This window comes from Flexivirga aerilata (genome assembly GCF_013002715.1).
In the GTDB taxonomy this organism is placed as follows: domain Bacteria; phylum Actinomycetota; class Actinomycetes; order Actinomycetales; family Dermatophilaceae; genus Flexivirga; species Flexivirga aerilata.
Genome location: NZ_JABENB010000001.1, coordinates 150,428 through 163,424, shown reverse-complemented (window position 1 = coordinate 163,424; position 12,997 = coordinate 150,428). Strand labels below are relative to the sequence as shown.

Annotated in this window: 11 protein-coding genes and 1 tRNA gene; 5 read left to right on the top strand and 7 right to left on the bottom strand. The window is 69.5% G+C overall.

The window, feature by feature from the left end:
• Nucleotides 1-12 precede the first annotated feature (12 nt).
• Nucleotides 13-1,266, bottom strand: a complete 1,254-nt coding sequence (locus HJ588_RS00780) for an MFS transporter (RefSeq protein ID WP_171151035.1) — start codon at nucleotides 1,264-1,266, stop codon at nucleotides 13-15.
• A 15-nt stretch (nucleotides 1,267-1,281) separates the two neighbouring features.
• Nucleotides 1,282-1,354: transfer RNA gene (locus tag HJ588_RS00775), tRNA-Thr, on the bottom strand.
• A 124-nt stretch (nucleotides 1,355-1,478) separates the two neighbouring features.
• Between HJ588_RS00775 and mgrA the strand changes: the two genes are divergently transcribed.
• Nucleotides 1,479-2,522 (top strand): L-glyceraldehyde 3-phosphate reductase, encoded by a 1,044-nt coding sequence (gene mgrA, locus HJ588_RS00770; protein ID WP_343036535.1) that lies wholly within the window; start codon nucleotides 1,479-1,481, stop codon nucleotides 2,520-2,522.
• Between the two features lie 268 nt (nucleotides 2,523-2,790).
• Here mgrA and HJ588_RS00765 read toward each other — a convergent pair whose 3' ends face one another.
• Nucleotides 2,791-3,555 carry a 3-hydroxyacyl-CoA dehydrogenase gene (locus HJ588_RS00765; protein WP_171151031.1) on the bottom strand — a complete coding sequence of 255 codons (765 nt, stop codon included), beginning with the start codon at nucleotides 3,553-3,555 and terminating at the stop codon, nucleotides 2,791-2,793.
• Entirely contained in the window at nucleotides 3,552-4,727 is a 1,176-nt protein-coding gene (locus HJ588_RS00760) for an acyl-CoA dehydrogenase family protein (RefSeq protein WP_171151028.1), read from the bottom strand. Before HJ588_RS00760 ends, HJ588_RS00765 begins: the two co-directional genes overlap by 4 nt.
• Before the next feature lie 120 nt (nucleotides 4,728-4,847).
• Here HJ588_RS00760 and HJ588_RS19860 point away from each other — a divergent pair, with 120 nt between their 5' ends.
• The 3 genes from HJ588_RS19860 to HJ588_RS00745 are packed head-to-tail and all read left to right on the top strand — an operon-like array spanning nucleotide 4,848 to nucleotide 8,742.
• Nucleotides 4,848-6,968: a DUF6421 family protein gene (locus tag HJ588_RS19860; RefSeq protein ID WP_171151026.1), complete on the top strand. Its 2,121-nt coding sequence runs from the start codon at nucleotides 4,848-4,850 to the stop codon at nucleotides 6,966-6,968.
• A gap of 8 nt (nucleotides 6,969-6,976) precedes the next feature.
• Nucleotides 6,977-7,675 carry an SDR family NAD(P)-dependent oxidoreductase gene (locus HJ588_RS00750; protein WP_246241730.1) on the top strand — a complete coding sequence of 233 codons (699 nt, stop codon included), beginning with the start codon at nucleotides 6,977-6,979 and terminating at the stop codon, nucleotides 7,673-7,675.
• Nucleotides 7,672-8,742 (top strand): beta-eliminating lyase-related protein, encoded by a 1,071-nt coding sequence (locus HJ588_RS00745; protein ID WP_171151023.1) that lies wholly within the window; start codon nucleotides 7,672-7,674, stop codon nucleotides 8,740-8,742. Before HJ588_RS00750 ends, HJ588_RS00745 begins: the two co-directional genes overlap by 4 nt.
• Before the next feature lie 270 nt (nucleotides 8,743-9,012).
• On the opposite strand, the gene HJ588_RS00740 is transcribed toward HJ588_RS00745, so the two are convergent.
• From HJ588_RS00740 to HJ588_RS00730, 3 genes are read right to left on the bottom strand one after another with little or no spacing between them, the layout of a single operon-like run.
• On the bottom strand, nucleotides 9,013-10,053 hold the full coding sequence (locus tag HJ588_RS00740; protein ID WP_171151021.1) for an SIS domain-containing protein: 1,041 nt from the start codon (nucleotides 10,051-10,053) through the stop codon (nucleotides 9,013-9,015).
• On the bottom strand, nucleotides 10,046-10,861 hold the full coding sequence (locus HJ588_RS00735) for a GDSL-type esterase/lipase family protein (protein ID WP_171151019.1): 816 nt from the start codon (nucleotides 10,859-10,861) through the stop codon (nucleotides 10,046-10,048). Before HJ588_RS00735 ends, HJ588_RS00740 begins: the two co-directional genes overlap by 8 nt.
• On the bottom strand, nucleotides 10,858-11,535 hold the full coding sequence (locus tag HJ588_RS00730) for a uracil-DNA glycosylase (RefSeq protein ID WP_171151017.1): 678 nt from the start codon (nucleotides 11,533-11,535) through the stop codon (nucleotides 10,858-10,860). The genes HJ588_RS00735 and HJ588_RS00730 overlap by 4 nt, the downstream gene beginning before the upstream one ends.
• Before the next feature lie 55 nt (nucleotides 11,536-11,590).
• Here HJ588_RS00730 and HJ588_RS00725 point away from each other — a divergent pair, with 55 nt between their 5' ends.
• Nucleotides 11,591-12,934 carry an aminotransferase class V-fold PLP-dependent enzyme gene (locus HJ588_RS00725; protein ID WP_171151015.1) on the top strand — a complete coding sequence of 448 codons (1,344 nt, stop codon included), beginning with the start codon at nucleotides 11,591-11,593 and terminating at the stop codon, nucleotides 12,932-12,934.
• Nucleotides 12,935-12,997 lie beyond the last annotated feature (63 nt).

Sequence of the window (12,997 nt, the reverse complement as noted above, 5' to 3'; positions counted from 1 at the left end):
GGGCGGCGACAGTCACCCGGATCGAGCAGGCTGCAAGCGCCGCAGCAACGGAGCAAGTCCGATGAGCGCGACCAGGTTGGCGGCGAGGATCACCACGATGGTCGCGACGCGGCCGCGGTCGTAGAGGAAGCCGAGCACGCCGCCCGCGACCAGCAGCGAGGCCCCGCGGAAGAGCGCGAGCCAGCCGAACGCGACCGCGCGCCGGGTGGTGGGGACGAGCTCGGTGACCACCGCCTTCACCGTCGAGTCGAGCACGCCGTTGACCACGCCCCAGATGGCTACGCCGACCCAGACGAGCACGGCGTTGTCGGTGAAGGCGATCGCGGACAGGCCGGCCGCGATCGGCACCGCGAGCAACACGATCGGGCCGCGCGCGTCATACAGCCGGCCCACGATCGGGCCCGTCGCGCCGTCGACGACCATCGCCGCGGCGAAGAGCAGCGGCACCTGTGCGTCGGTCAGCAGGCCCTGCGTCTGCGCGTGGAAGGCCAGCAGTGGGAAGGACGCGACGCCGCAGGAGAGCAGCCCGACCAGCGCGGTGTAGGACCAGAAGCGGCGTGGCAGCCGGCCGTCGTCGAGGGGTGTGTCGGGTTTCGCCGGCGCCGCACTGCGGGCCTCGTCCTCGTAGACGGTCGGGTCGGGCACGCGGCGCCGCAGCCAGAAGAGCACAGCCAGCACCGTGAGGCCGGGGACGATCAGCACGCCGAAGGCCAGCCGGTAGTCCCCCTCACGCCAGGCGAGCACGGCGGCCAGCAACAGCGGCCCGGCGACGGCGCCGGTCTGGTCGAGCGCCTGGTGGACCCCGAACGCGCTGCCTCGGCCGGTGCCGGCGGACGCGTAGGACAGCAGGGTGTCCTTGGCGGGGGACCGCACCGCTTTGCCGAGGCGTTCGGTGCCGTAGAGCAGCAGGGCCGGTATGACGGCGCTGGTCACCCCGATCAGCGGCACGCTCAGCACGGTGAGCGCGTAGCCGAGGATCGTCCAGGTCCAGTAGCGCTGAGTGCGGCCCACGGCATACCCGGAGATGACGCGGAGGCCGTATCCGATGAATTCGCCTGCGCAGGCTACGAGTCCGACGACCGCCGCCGACGCACCGAGGGTCGCGAGATAGGGGCCGATGATGCTGCGCGCGCCCTCGTAGACCATGTCCGCGAGGAGGCTCACCACGCCGAACGCGATCACGAACGTCCACGGCCGCAGCCGGCTCGGGCCGGGGCCGTGGGTGTCGGGGCGGGTCGTGGTGTCGATGGGGTCAGTGTTGCGCATGCGCGCAGACTGCGGAGCCGGTGACAGGAGTCGAACCCGCGACATCTTCATTACAAGTGAAGCGCTCTACCAACTGAGCTACACCGGCATGCTGCGGAGGGCCTGACGGTCGGTCCGGAGCGGGCACGATGTTACCGGGCGGCGTCGGGCCGGGACGAATCGTTGCGGCGGACCGGACCCCACCGGCCGCGGCCGTGCGATTGAATATTGCGGTGACTTTTCGTGTGGACGACTACCAAGCAGATCAGCGCCGGTACGACGACATGGTCTACCGCCGTTGCGGCACAAGTGGATTGGACCTGCCGGCGATCTCGCTCGGCCTGTGGCACAACTTCGGGGACGACGTGCCACTGGACCGGCAGCGAGCGGTGCTGCGCCGGGCGTTCGACCTCGGTGTCACACACTTCGACCTGGCCAACAACTACGGCCCGCCATACGGCTCGGCCGAGCGCAACTTCGGCACGATCTTCGCTCAGGATTTCAAGCGCTACCGCGACGAGCTGATCATCTCCAGCAAGGCCGGCTACGACATGTGGCCGGGGCCGTACGGCCAGGGCGGCGGGTCGCGCAAATACCTGCTGGCCTCGCTCGACCAGTCCCTGCAGCGGATGGGCATCGACTACGTCGACATCTTCTACAGCCACCGCTTCGACGAGACCACGCCGCTGCAGGAGACGCTCGGTGCGCTCGACACGGCCGTGCGACAGGGCAAGGCGCTGTATGTCGGGATCAGCTCCTACAGCGGGGAGCGCACCAGGGAAGCGGTGCGGATCCTGCGTGAGATGGGCACGCCGCTGCTGATCAGCCAGCCGTCATACTCGATGCTCAACCGGTGGGTCGAGGAGGATCTGCTCGACGTGTTGGGTGCGAACGGCGTTGGCTGCATTGCGTTTTCGCCGCTCGCGCAGGGGATGCTGACCAACAAGTATCTCAAGGGAGTGCCGGACGGCTCCCGTGCCGCGCAGGGCAAGTCACTCGATCCGAAGATGCTTAGCGATGAGGCCCTGAAGCACATCCGGGCGCTGGACCGCATCGCGAAGAAGCGTGGTCAGACGCTCGCACAGATGGCGATCGCCTGGGTGCTGCGCGACAAGCGGGTCACCTCGGCGCTGATCGGTGCCTCCAGCGTGCAGCAACTCGAGGACAGCCTCGGTGCGCTCGACAACCTCGATTTCAGTGAGGACGAGCTGAAGAAGATCGACCGGCACGCGGTCGACGAGGGGATCAACCTCTGGCAGAAGTCGTCCCAGGCCTGACGCGCCAACTCATGTACCCGCTGGTCGAGTAGCCGGAGTTCGAGAACCCGCTGGTCGAGTAGCCGGAGGAGCGTAGCGGGGGAGGCATATCGAGACCTGCGGGGTGGTCTCGATACGCGGCTCGTGCCTCGCCGCTACTCGACCAGCCCTGCCCGCGGGGTGGTCTCGATACGCGGTTCGTTCCTCGCCGCTACTCGACCAGCGCCTCCGCGGGGTGGTCTCGATACGCGGTTCGTTCCTCGCCGCTACTCGACCAGCCCGGGTCGGGTCAGCGGGGCGGCATGCGGAGCGCGCCGTCGAGGCGGATGACCTCGCCGTTGAGCATCGGGTTGTCGACGATGTGGGCGACGAGCGACCCGTATTCGGCCGGCTGCCCGAGGCGGGACGGGTGCGGCACCTGAGCCTCGAGCACCGACTTCACGTCGTTCGGCAGGCCGGCGAGCATCGGGGTCTCGAACGTGCCGGGCGCGATCGTGACGACGCGAATCCCCTTGTCTGCCAGGTCGCGTGCCGCGCTCAGCGTGAGGCCGACGATGCCGCCCTTTGACGAGGCGTATGCCGCCTGGCCGATCTGCCCGTCGTACGCGGCGATGGACGCGGTCATCACGATCACCCCGCGGTCACCGTCGATCGGCTCGTTGCCGACCATCGCGGCCGCCGCCAGCCGCAACACGTTGAACGTGCCGATCAGGTTGACCTCGATGACCTTGCGGAAGTCCTCCAGCGGCAGGACACCGCGCTTGCTGATCACCCGTCCCGGCGTGCCGATCCCCGCGCAGTTGACCACGATGCGGAGGGTGCCGAGCTCGGTTGCGGCGTCGACGGCCGCCTGCACCTGCTGCTCGTCGGTGACGTCGGCGGCGACGAATCGCGCACGCTCACCGAGGGATTCGGCGACCTGCGGGCCGGCCGACGACGGCAGGTCGAGCAGCACGACGGAGGCGCCGGCATCGTGCAGCCGCCGCGCGGTCGCCTCGCCGAGGCCGGAGCCCCCGCCGGTCACCAGCGCCACGGTCTGGTTGTCGATCTTCATGCGTTGCTGCCCTTTCCGTTGCCGACCTGACGCAGCAGCTGCCGCGAAATGACAAGTCGTTGAATCTGATTGGTGCCCTCGAAGATCTGGGCGACCTTGGCTTCGCGCATGAAGCGCTCGGCGGGGAAGTCCTTGGTGTAGCCGGCACCACCGAGCACCTGCACCGCGTCGGTCGTCACCTTCATCGCGGCATCGGTCGCGACCAGCTTCGCGATCGCCGCCTCCTTGCTGTACGGCCGGCCGGCGTCCTTCAGCCGCGCCGCGTGCAGATACGTCGCCCGCGCCGCAGCCGTCGCCGCGTCCATGTCGGCGAGCAGGAAGGTCAGGCCCTGGTTGTCCGCGACCGGCCGCCCGAACTGCACCCTCTCCATGGCGTATGACGCAGCCAGCTCCACGGCGGACTGAGCCAATCCCGTTGCGGCAGCAGCGATCCCGAGGCGACCGGCATCCAGTGCGGCGAGCGCGATCGGCATACCCTGCCCGCGCCCGCCGATCATCTGGTCGGCCGCGACCGGCACCTTCTCGTAGTGCACCTCGGCCACCGGGTCGCCGTCGAGCCCCATCTTGCGCTCGGGTGAGCCGAAGCTCAGGCCTGGGGCGTCAGCCGGCACCACGAAGCACGAGATCCCTTTGCCGCCGGTGTCATCGGTGCGCAGGAACGACGTGTAGTAGTCGGCCTCCCCGGCGTGCGAGATCCAGCTCTTGGTGCCGCTCACCGTGGCGCTGCCGTCGTCGCCGATCGTCGCGCGGGTGCGCATGCTCGCGATGTCCGAGCCGGCCTCGCGTTCGGAAAGGCAATAGGCGCCGAGGTATTCGCCGCCGAGCATGTCCGGCAGCAGCGTCTTGCGCTGGCTGTCGGTGCCGAACTTGTCGACCGGGAACACCGTCAGCGAGTGCACCGAGACGCCGACCGCGACGCTCATCCACGCGGCGGCGATCTCCTCGACCACCTGCAGGTAGACCTCGTAGGGCTGGCTTCCCCCGCCGAACTCCTCCGGGTAGGGCAGCGACAGCAGACCCGCCCGGCCGAGAGTGCGGAAGACCTCCCGCGGAGGAGTGGCCGAGGCCTCCGCCTGCTCGACCTTGGGCGCGAGTTCGCGACGCGCGATCTCCTGGGTGAGTTCGATCAGGTCGGCGGCATCGGAGGTGGGAAGGACGCGTTCGACCGGCATACGAGGGAGCGTAATGCGGGTCACACGCCCAAGCGCACCCGGGTTGGCGACCGCAAGATTTACTGCCTACGATGAACCGGGCGGCAAAATTTCCGACGGAGAGCGAAAGAGGTGGCCGATATGAGCGTCTTCCCGAAGGTCGTGGTCGAGCAGGCACACAGCAGCGCATGGGCGCTGCGCCGGGAGACCGCCGCGCGGATGAACCCCGCCAACCCGGCCGACTCTTCGCTCGAGCTCGCCGCGGACGCCCTGCGCGCCCGCGGCTTCGAGGTGACCGGCCACGACACCGGCCGCATCGACGACGCCGCGCTCGCCGGCGCCGACGTGCTGGTGATCGACCACCTCGCCGGTGAGCAGGCCGAGCGCGTCACCGGCGATCTGCCGCCGGTCTTCGACGAGGCCGAGATCGACACGGTCGTGCAGTACGTCGAACAGGGCGGCGGCCTCGTCGTCCTCGCCGAATGCGACCAGGACACCTACGGCAACAACGTCAGCGAGCTGCTCGCCCGCTTCGGCGTCCGCGTCGTGAGCACGACCGTCCACGAGTCCCGCGATGGCGGCCGCCGCTTCCACGACAACGCCACCTGGGTGCTCGCGCATGTCGAGGGCGGCCTCGGCCAGGGCCTGCTCGCCGGCGTCGACGAGCTGTGCTTCTACCGCGCCGGCGTGCTCGACGCCTCCGCGGCGCTCGGCGCGCAGGTGCTCGCGCGGACCAGCGACACGGCATACCCCGCCCGGCAGCCACTCGCCGTCGCCCTCCCGTATGGCGCAGGCCGCGTCGTCGTGCTGGCCGACTCCGACCTGGTCGGCGACGACTCGATCGACGAGCTCGACCACCGTCGCTTCTGGACCAACCTGGTCACCTGGGCCGCCGCCGGTCGCCGGCCGCAGACCGGCGTCACCCCGCTGGGGTCCGGCGTCGAGCGCACCGACGAGTGGGCCTCGCTGAAGGCCGCCGTCGAGGAGCTGCGCCTGCTGCAGGTCAAGGACGGCTCGATCCCCGACGAGCAGTCGCACGCCCGCGCGGCCGAGCTGGTGCAGACCATCGTCGGCGAAATCGCAGCACTGGCACCGCGATTCCCGCACGACGCCGCCTACCTCGACGCCCTGCCGGCCGACTTCGCCAAGTGGGTCGACGGTGGTTTCGGGGTGCCCGACTTCCTCGACTCGCTCGTGCTCTTCCGCCCCGATCAGTCGCGCGCCGACGGCACCGAGCACCTGGTCGTCTTCCCGATGTACACCCAGAACGGAAACCTCGACCGGGTCTTCGAGGCGCTGCTGATCACCGTCGCCTGGCCCGACTGGCTGGCGCAGGTCGAGCAGACCTACGACAACCCGATGTTCCTGCCGGTCAACTTCATCGACTTCACCCCCGGCTACGACACCAACTCCGCGGTGCTCTTCCCGGAAACCGTTGCCATGCGCGAGGTTCCGAAGTTTCACTGGGGCGCGATCTTCTGCGACCGCGAAGGTGCCCGCTTCCGCCGCGTCGTCAGCGCCGCCTCCGAGCTGCTGTCGCTGCAGCTGCCGCCGGACGGCGAACGCCTCATCGCGTCGCAGCAGCTCGCGCAGTCGACCTTCGCGATGTGGGACCTGATCCACGACCGCACCCACAGCCACGGCGACCTGCCCTTCGACCCGTTCATGATCAAGCAGCGGATGCCGTTCTGGATGTACGCGCTGGAGGAGCTGCGCTGCGACCTCAACACCTTCCGCCAGGCGGTTGCGCTCGAGGCCGAAGGGCAGCCCTACGCCCGATCCGTCCAGTTGGCAATCCTTTTCGACCGGCTCTTCCGCTTCCCGATCACCGGTGACCGGGTGCGCAACTACGACGGGCTCGGCGGCCAGCTGATGTTCGCCTACCTGCACAAGAACAACGCGCTGCACTGGACCGACAACAAGCTGTCCTTCGACTGGCGCCGGGTGCCCGAGGTCGTCGTCGCACTCTGCGAGGACGTCGAACGCCTCTACCGCAGCGGCATCGACCGCTCGCGGGTCGGACACTGGCTCGCCGCCTACGAGTTCGTCAGCTCGTATGTCGCGCCGCACCCCGCCTCGACCTGGGCCAAGGGCGCCTCGGCGCTCCCGCTCGACGGACCGGTCAAGGAGCTGACCAACCTCGTGCAGCCGGACGAGTTCCCCCTGAACGTCTTCTACGAAGCGCTGCGTAAGAAGATGAAGGACGTGATCGACTCCACCGCCGGCATCACCACCGCCACTCCCGAACCCGCCGCCGCATGAGCACCCGCATGAGCACCCTGCAGGGTTCCGTCGTCGTCGTGACCGGCGCCGCCGGCGACCTCGGCCGCCCGACGGTCGAGGCGCTGGCCGCCGCCGGGGCCACCGTGATCGCGGCCGGACGCGACCGGAAGCGCCTCGACGAGGTCGTTGCCATCGCACCCGATCGCGTGATCGCCTCGGTCGTCGACCTGCTCGACGAGCCGGCCACCGTCGAATGGGGTGCCGAGCTGGTGCGGCAGCACGGTCGCGTCGACGGCCTCCTCCACCTGGTCGGCGGCTGGCGCGGCGGCAGGGGCATCGTCGAGGGCGACCTCGCCGACTGGGAGTTCTTGCAGGCCAACCTGATTCGCACTCTGCAACACGCCACACGCGCGCTGCACGAGCCGATCGGCAAGTCCCCACGCGGCCGGATGGCGATCGTCTCCACCACCGGGCTGGACAAGCCGAGTGCGACCAACGCGGCCTACCTGACCGCCAAGGCCGGCGCAGAGATGTGGCTGCGGAGCGTCGCCGCGTCATACAAGGACACCGACGCGGCCGCTGCGATCGTGCGCATCCTGGCGCTCGTCACCCCGGCAATGCAGGCCGAAAAGCCCGACGGCTACAAGAAATTCACCCCGGTCGCCGAGCTCGCGACCTGGATGGTCCAGCTGTTCGATCGGCCGGCCGACGAGGTCAACGGGTCGATTGAGACGATGAAGCCGTGACGACGCCAGACACCGCACCCCAGCCGCTGCACGACCCTGCGCTGCGCGGGTTCGCCAGTGACAACTACTCCGGCATCCACCCCGAGGTGCTCGCCGCGATCGCCGCCGCCAACGACGGTCACCAGACCGCCTACGGCGACGACGTCTACACCGAGCGGCTCCAGGATGTCTTCCGGGACCACTTCGGCCCGCAGGCCGAGGCGTTCCCGGTGTTCAACGGCACCGGCGCCAATGTCGTTGCGCTGCAATCGGTTACCCACCGGTGGGAGTCGGTGATCTGCACCTCGACGGCGCACATCACCGTCGACGAGGGCGGCGCGCCGGAGCAGGTCGCCGGGCTCAAGCTGCACGTGATCGACACCCCGGACGGCAAGCTCACTCCGGACCTGCTGCGCACCGTGCCCGACCGTATGGGGGACGAGCACTTCGCCCAGCCGGGCGTGGTGTCGATCACCGAGACCACCGAGCTCGGCACGGCATACACGATCGACGAGATCCGGGCGATTGCCGACTACGCGCACCAGCAAGGTTGGGCCCTCCACGTCGACGGCTCGCGGCTGTCGAATGCCGTTGCCACTCTTGGAGTTTCGTTCCAGGAGCTGATCTCCGACACCGGCGTCGACATCTTGTCCTTCGGCGGCACGAAGAACGGTCTGATGGTCGGCGAGGCCATCGTCGTGCTCAACCCCGACCGCGTGCGGGGCGTGAAGTTTCTGCGCAAGCAGTCGATGCAGCTCGCCTCGAAGATGCGCTTCGTCTCGGCCCAGCTGATCGCCCTGCTGTCGGGAGATCTCTACCTGCGCAACGCAACCCACGCCAACGCGATGGCGCAGCGGCTCGCCGAGGCCGTGCGCGGGCTGCCGGGCCTGACGGTGCCGCGTCCCGTGCAGGCCAACGCGGTCTTCGCGATCCTGCCGCGCGAGGTCTCGCTGCGGTTGATGGAGAAGTTCAAGTTCTACTTCTGGGACGAGTCGACCGGCGAGGTGCGGTGGATGTGCACCTTCGACACCACCGAGGCCGACATCGACACTTTCGTCGCCGCGATCACGGCCGAGCTCGCGCAGTAGCGAAAGCGCCGGGGGCAGCGCCGGCGGGCGTCGCCGGCGGGCGTTCTGGACCCACGCGGCCGGCACTTCTGGACCGTCGACGGGCGCGGGCGGCCGGCATTTCTGTACCCTCGGCGTCCGGCAAAAGTCGACCCTCGGCACACCAACGCGCCGATAATCCGGTGCGTCGCGGCGTGGATGTATGCCGAGGGTCGACTTTTGCCGGGCGTGCGGTCAGGGCGTGCGCTCCGGCCGTGCGGTCCGGATCCCCGCGCTCCGCGTCGTCCCCGGTCAGTGGGTCTCGGTCACCTTGCGCAGGCCGCGTGGGTGGTCCGGGTCGTACCCGCGGGACAACGCCATCAGCCGCGCCAGCTGCTGCAGCGGGATGATCTGTGCGATCGGCGCGAGCTGCTCCGGCATGCCGCTCGGCAGGGTGATCGAGATCGGCGAGTTTCCTTGCACCGCAGACGGACCCACGACGCAGACATCGGCGCCGCGTTCGCGCAGGGAGGTGAGCACTGGTTCGAGGGCGGCTCCGCCGCGACCCTCCGGGACGATCGCGATGACCGGCCGGTCCTCGTCGATCATCGCGAGCGGCCCGTGCATCAGGTCGGCACCCGAAAAGGCGTGCGCCGACAGATAACAGGTCTCCATCAGCTTCAACGCCGACTCGCGCGCCGTCGGGTAGGCGAACCCGCGCGACGTCGTCACCAGCTTGTCGACGAAGCGGTAGCGGGAGGCGACCTCGGGCACTGTCGGCAGGTCCAATGATTCGGCCGCCCACCGCGGCACCGGGTCGGCCGCGGAGGTGTCCCCGCCGGCCCAGGTCTCGACCAGCAGCCACAACCAGAGCAGGCTCGCGGTGTAGGTCTTGGTGGCCGCGACCGAGCGCTCCTCCCCGGCGTCGAGGCGGAGCGCGATCTCGGCCGCATCCTGCACCGCCGACGACTCGGTGTTGGTGAGACTGATTGTCAGCGCACCGGATTGGCGTGCCGCCCTGGTCGACTGCGCGAGATCGGGGGAGCCGCCGGACTGGCTGACCGCGATCCACACCACGCCCTGCAGGTGCGGAGATTCGTCGTACACGGTGTAGGCGGAGGTGGAGACCAGCCCGGCGGGCAGGCCGAGCCGGGTCTCGATCAGATATTTCGCGTAGAGCGCCGCGTGGTCCGACGTGCCCCGCGCGACCAGCAGCACGGTGTGCGGGTTGTAGTCGCGCAGCCGCTGCACCACTGGTGCGAGCACGCCCTGCTGGCTGCTGAGGACGCGCTCCAGCATCTGCGGCTGCTCAGCGATCTCGGCGGCCATCAAGGCGCCGCGGTTGTCAGTCATGGACGGCCTCTTCCGGCGAGAACGGTTGGAGCTGAGGGCGTTTGGCCGATCGACCATCGCCGGAGCTGCGCCCCTGCAGCCGTCGTTGCAGCCACGGCGCGAGATATTCGCGCGCCCAGGTGGCGTGCCCGCGCGCGGCCTCGAGCCGGCCGAGCGGCGGAGCGGGCGGCAGGGGCACCGCCCAGTCACGGTCCCCCTCTCGCAGCCCGAGCGTCCACGCGGCCTGCGCCGCCACCCGCTGATGTCCCTGGGTCGACAGGTGCAGCCGGTCGATGCCCCACATCCGAGGGTCCCGCAACGACCGCAGGGTCCAGAGGTCGACGACATACGCGCCGTGCCGCTGGCCGATGGCCCACACATTCGCACTGTGTATGGCGGCACGCGGCCGCGCCTTGCGCACCAGCGGCGCGGCGGACGGGTCGAAACTGCTGCACAGCAACACATCCGCGCCGGTCGCGCGCGCCGTGGCCACAGCACCTTCGAGCTCGTCGGCGAGGGCGTCGAGGTCGGCCTTCGGGCGCAGGCAGTCGTTGCCGCCGGCGACGATGCTGATCAGGTCCGGCTGCAGCTCCAGCGCGCCCTGCAGCTGGCGCCCGGTGACATCGGCGAGAAGCTTGCCCCGGATTGCCAGGTTGGCGTAGCCGAAATCCTTTCCGGCAGAAGCGTTTCGGTCAGCGAGGCAGGCGGCGAGACGATCCGCCCATCCGACATACTCATCCGTCCTCGTGGGCGACGGGTCGACCATGCCCTCGGTGAACGAGTCACCGATCGCGACGAATCTCTCCCAGTGGCGCGGTGCCGGGTTCACGGCAGACTCCAATCGATCGGCTCGGCTCCCTGCTCGGTCAGCAGCTGGTTGACCCGGCTGAACGGCCGGGAGCCGAAGAAGCCGGCATGTGCGGACAGCGGTGAGGGGTGGGCGCTTTCGACATACGGCACCTGCCCGAGGTGGGGTGCAAGACTGCGTGCGTCGCGCCCCCAGAGGATCGCCACGAGCGGCCCGCCGCGGGCGACGAGCCCGTTGATGGCGGCGGCGGTGACGTGCTCCCAGCCCTTGCCGCGGTGGCTGGCCGGCTTGCCGGCGCGCACGGTGAGCACCCGGTTGAGCAGCAGCACGCCCCGGTCCGCCCACGGCGACAGATCGCCGGATGTCGGCCGCGCACAGCCGAGGTCGTTGGCGAGCTCCTGGTAGATGTTCTGCAGGCTGCGCGGGATCGGGGTGACGTCGGGCGCGACCGAGAAGGACAGGCCGACGGCGTGGCCGGGAGTGGGGTAGGGGTCCTGGCCGACGATCAGCACGCGCACGTCATCGAGTGGTTGCCCGAACGCCCGCAGCACCTTGTCCCCGCTGGGCAGGTAGCCGTTGCCGGATGCGACCTCCTCGCGGAGGAACTCGCCGCACGCGGTGACCTTGTCGGCGACCGGTTCGAGCACCGGCAGCCAGGACGGGTGGACGAGTTCCTGCAGGGGTCGCACCGTCATACGTCCAGCTAACCAGGCGGTCTCGGAGGGCGCCCAGGGGTCCTAGACTTCGCGGGTGCACAGGTTCACCGAAGAGACCTCGCAACTCGGCGAGGCGATCCTCAAGTATGCCGCCGACCGACTCGCGCTCGACCCGGTGCCGCTCGACGCCCCGCGCACCGAGAGCGAACTCGAATCCGTTGCCGGCGGCGCGATCTCGGCGCAGGGCATGGGCGGGCAGGCTGCCCTTCGGCTCTTCGAGGACGAGCTGGCGCTGGCCTGCCTGTCGACCGACCACCCGCGCTACCTGTCCTTCATCCCGTGCGCGCCCACGCGCGAGGCCGCGATGTTCGACCTCGTGGTCGGTGCGTCGTCGATCTATGGCGGGTCCTGGCTCGAGGGCGCCGGCGCCGTGTATGCCGAGAACCAGGCGTTGCGCTGGATCGCAAACCTCGCGGGGCTGCCCGAGTCGGCAGGCGGGGCGTTCGTGCAGGGCGGCACGATCGGCAACCTCTCGGCGCTCGTCGCCGCGCGGGCGACTGCCCGAGCACGTAACAACACCAGGCCTTTTCGGGTGGCTGCGACAGTGGGCTCGCACTCCTCGATCCAGTCGGCCTGCGAAGTCATGGACGCCGAGCTGGTGCAGGTGCCGGTCGACGACGACCTGCGGCTGACCGGCGACAACCTGCGCAAGGCGATCGTCGAGCACGGCCCGGAGACGTTCTTCGCGGTCGTCGCCACCGCGGGCACGACCAACCTCGGCATCATCGACGACCTCCAGTCGGTGGCCGACGTGTGCGAGGAGTTCGGCATCTGGTTCCACGTCGACGGCGCGTATGGCGGAGCCGGCCTCGCCGCACCGAGCGTCCGCGACAAGTACGCCGGGGTCGAGCGCGCCGACTCCTTCATCGTCGACCCGCACAAGTGGCTCTTCGCGCCGTTCGACTGCTGTGCGCTGCTCTACCGCGAGCCGGCGCTCGCTCGCGCCGCGCACACGCAGCACGCGTCATACCTCGACGTGCTGACCGAGGCACCCGACTGGAACCCGACCGACTACTCGATCGGGCTGACCCGCCGGGCCCGTGGTCTGCCGTTCTGGTTCTCGCTCGTGGCCAACGGCACCGACGCCTACACCGAGGCGATCGAGCACACCCTGTCGGTCGCCCGCTTCGCCGCCGACCAGATCGAGCAACGCCCCTATCTGGAGCTGGTGCGCGAGCCGGACCTGTCGGTGGTGGTCTTCCGCCGGACCGGCTGGAGCTCGCAGGACTACCAGGCGTGGTCGGACAAGCTGCTGGAGGAGCAGTCGGCGTTCGTCGTACCCACCTCCCACAACGGCGAGACGCTCGCCCGTTTCGCGGTGGTCAACCCCAACACCAGCACCGAGGACATCGCGGCGATCCTCGACTCGATGGAGTAGGCGACTCGTCCGCGATTTTGGGACTTGTCCACGATTTCGGAACTTGTCCACGGTCAGGGGACG

What these genes read in the sequence shown, in the direction of transcription:
- HJ588_RS00780 (WP_171151035.1), bottom strand. Translation starts at nt 1,266, where the DNA reads ATGCGCAACACTGACCCCATCGACACCACGACCCGCCCCGACACCCAC.
- HJ588_RS00765 (WP_171151031.1), bottom strand. Translation starts at nt 3,555, where the DNA reads ATGAAGATCGACAACCAGACCGTGGCGCTGGTGACCGGCGGGGGCTCC.
- HJ588_RS00760 (WP_171151028.1), bottom strand. Translation starts at nt 4,727, where the DNA reads ATGCCGGTCGAACGCGTCCTTCCCACCTCCGATGCCGCCGACCTGATC.
- HJ588_RS19860 (WP_171151026.1), top strand. Translation starts at nt 4,848, where the DNA reads ATGAGCGTCTTCCCGAAGGTCGTGGTCGAGCAGGCACACAGCAGCGCA.
- HJ588_RS00750 (WP_246241730.1), top strand. Translation starts at nt 6,977, where the DNA reads ATGAGCACCCTGCAGGGTTCCGTCGTCGTCGTGACCGGCGCCGCCGGC.
- HJ588_RS00740 (WP_171151021.1), bottom strand. Translation starts at nt 10,053, where the DNA reads ATGACTGACAACCGCGGCGCCTTGATGGCCGCCGAGATCGCTGAGCAG.
- HJ588_RS00730 (WP_171151017.1), bottom strand. Translation starts at nt 11,535, where the DNA reads ATGACGGTGCGACCCCTGCAGGAACTCGTCCACCCGTCCTGGCTGCCG.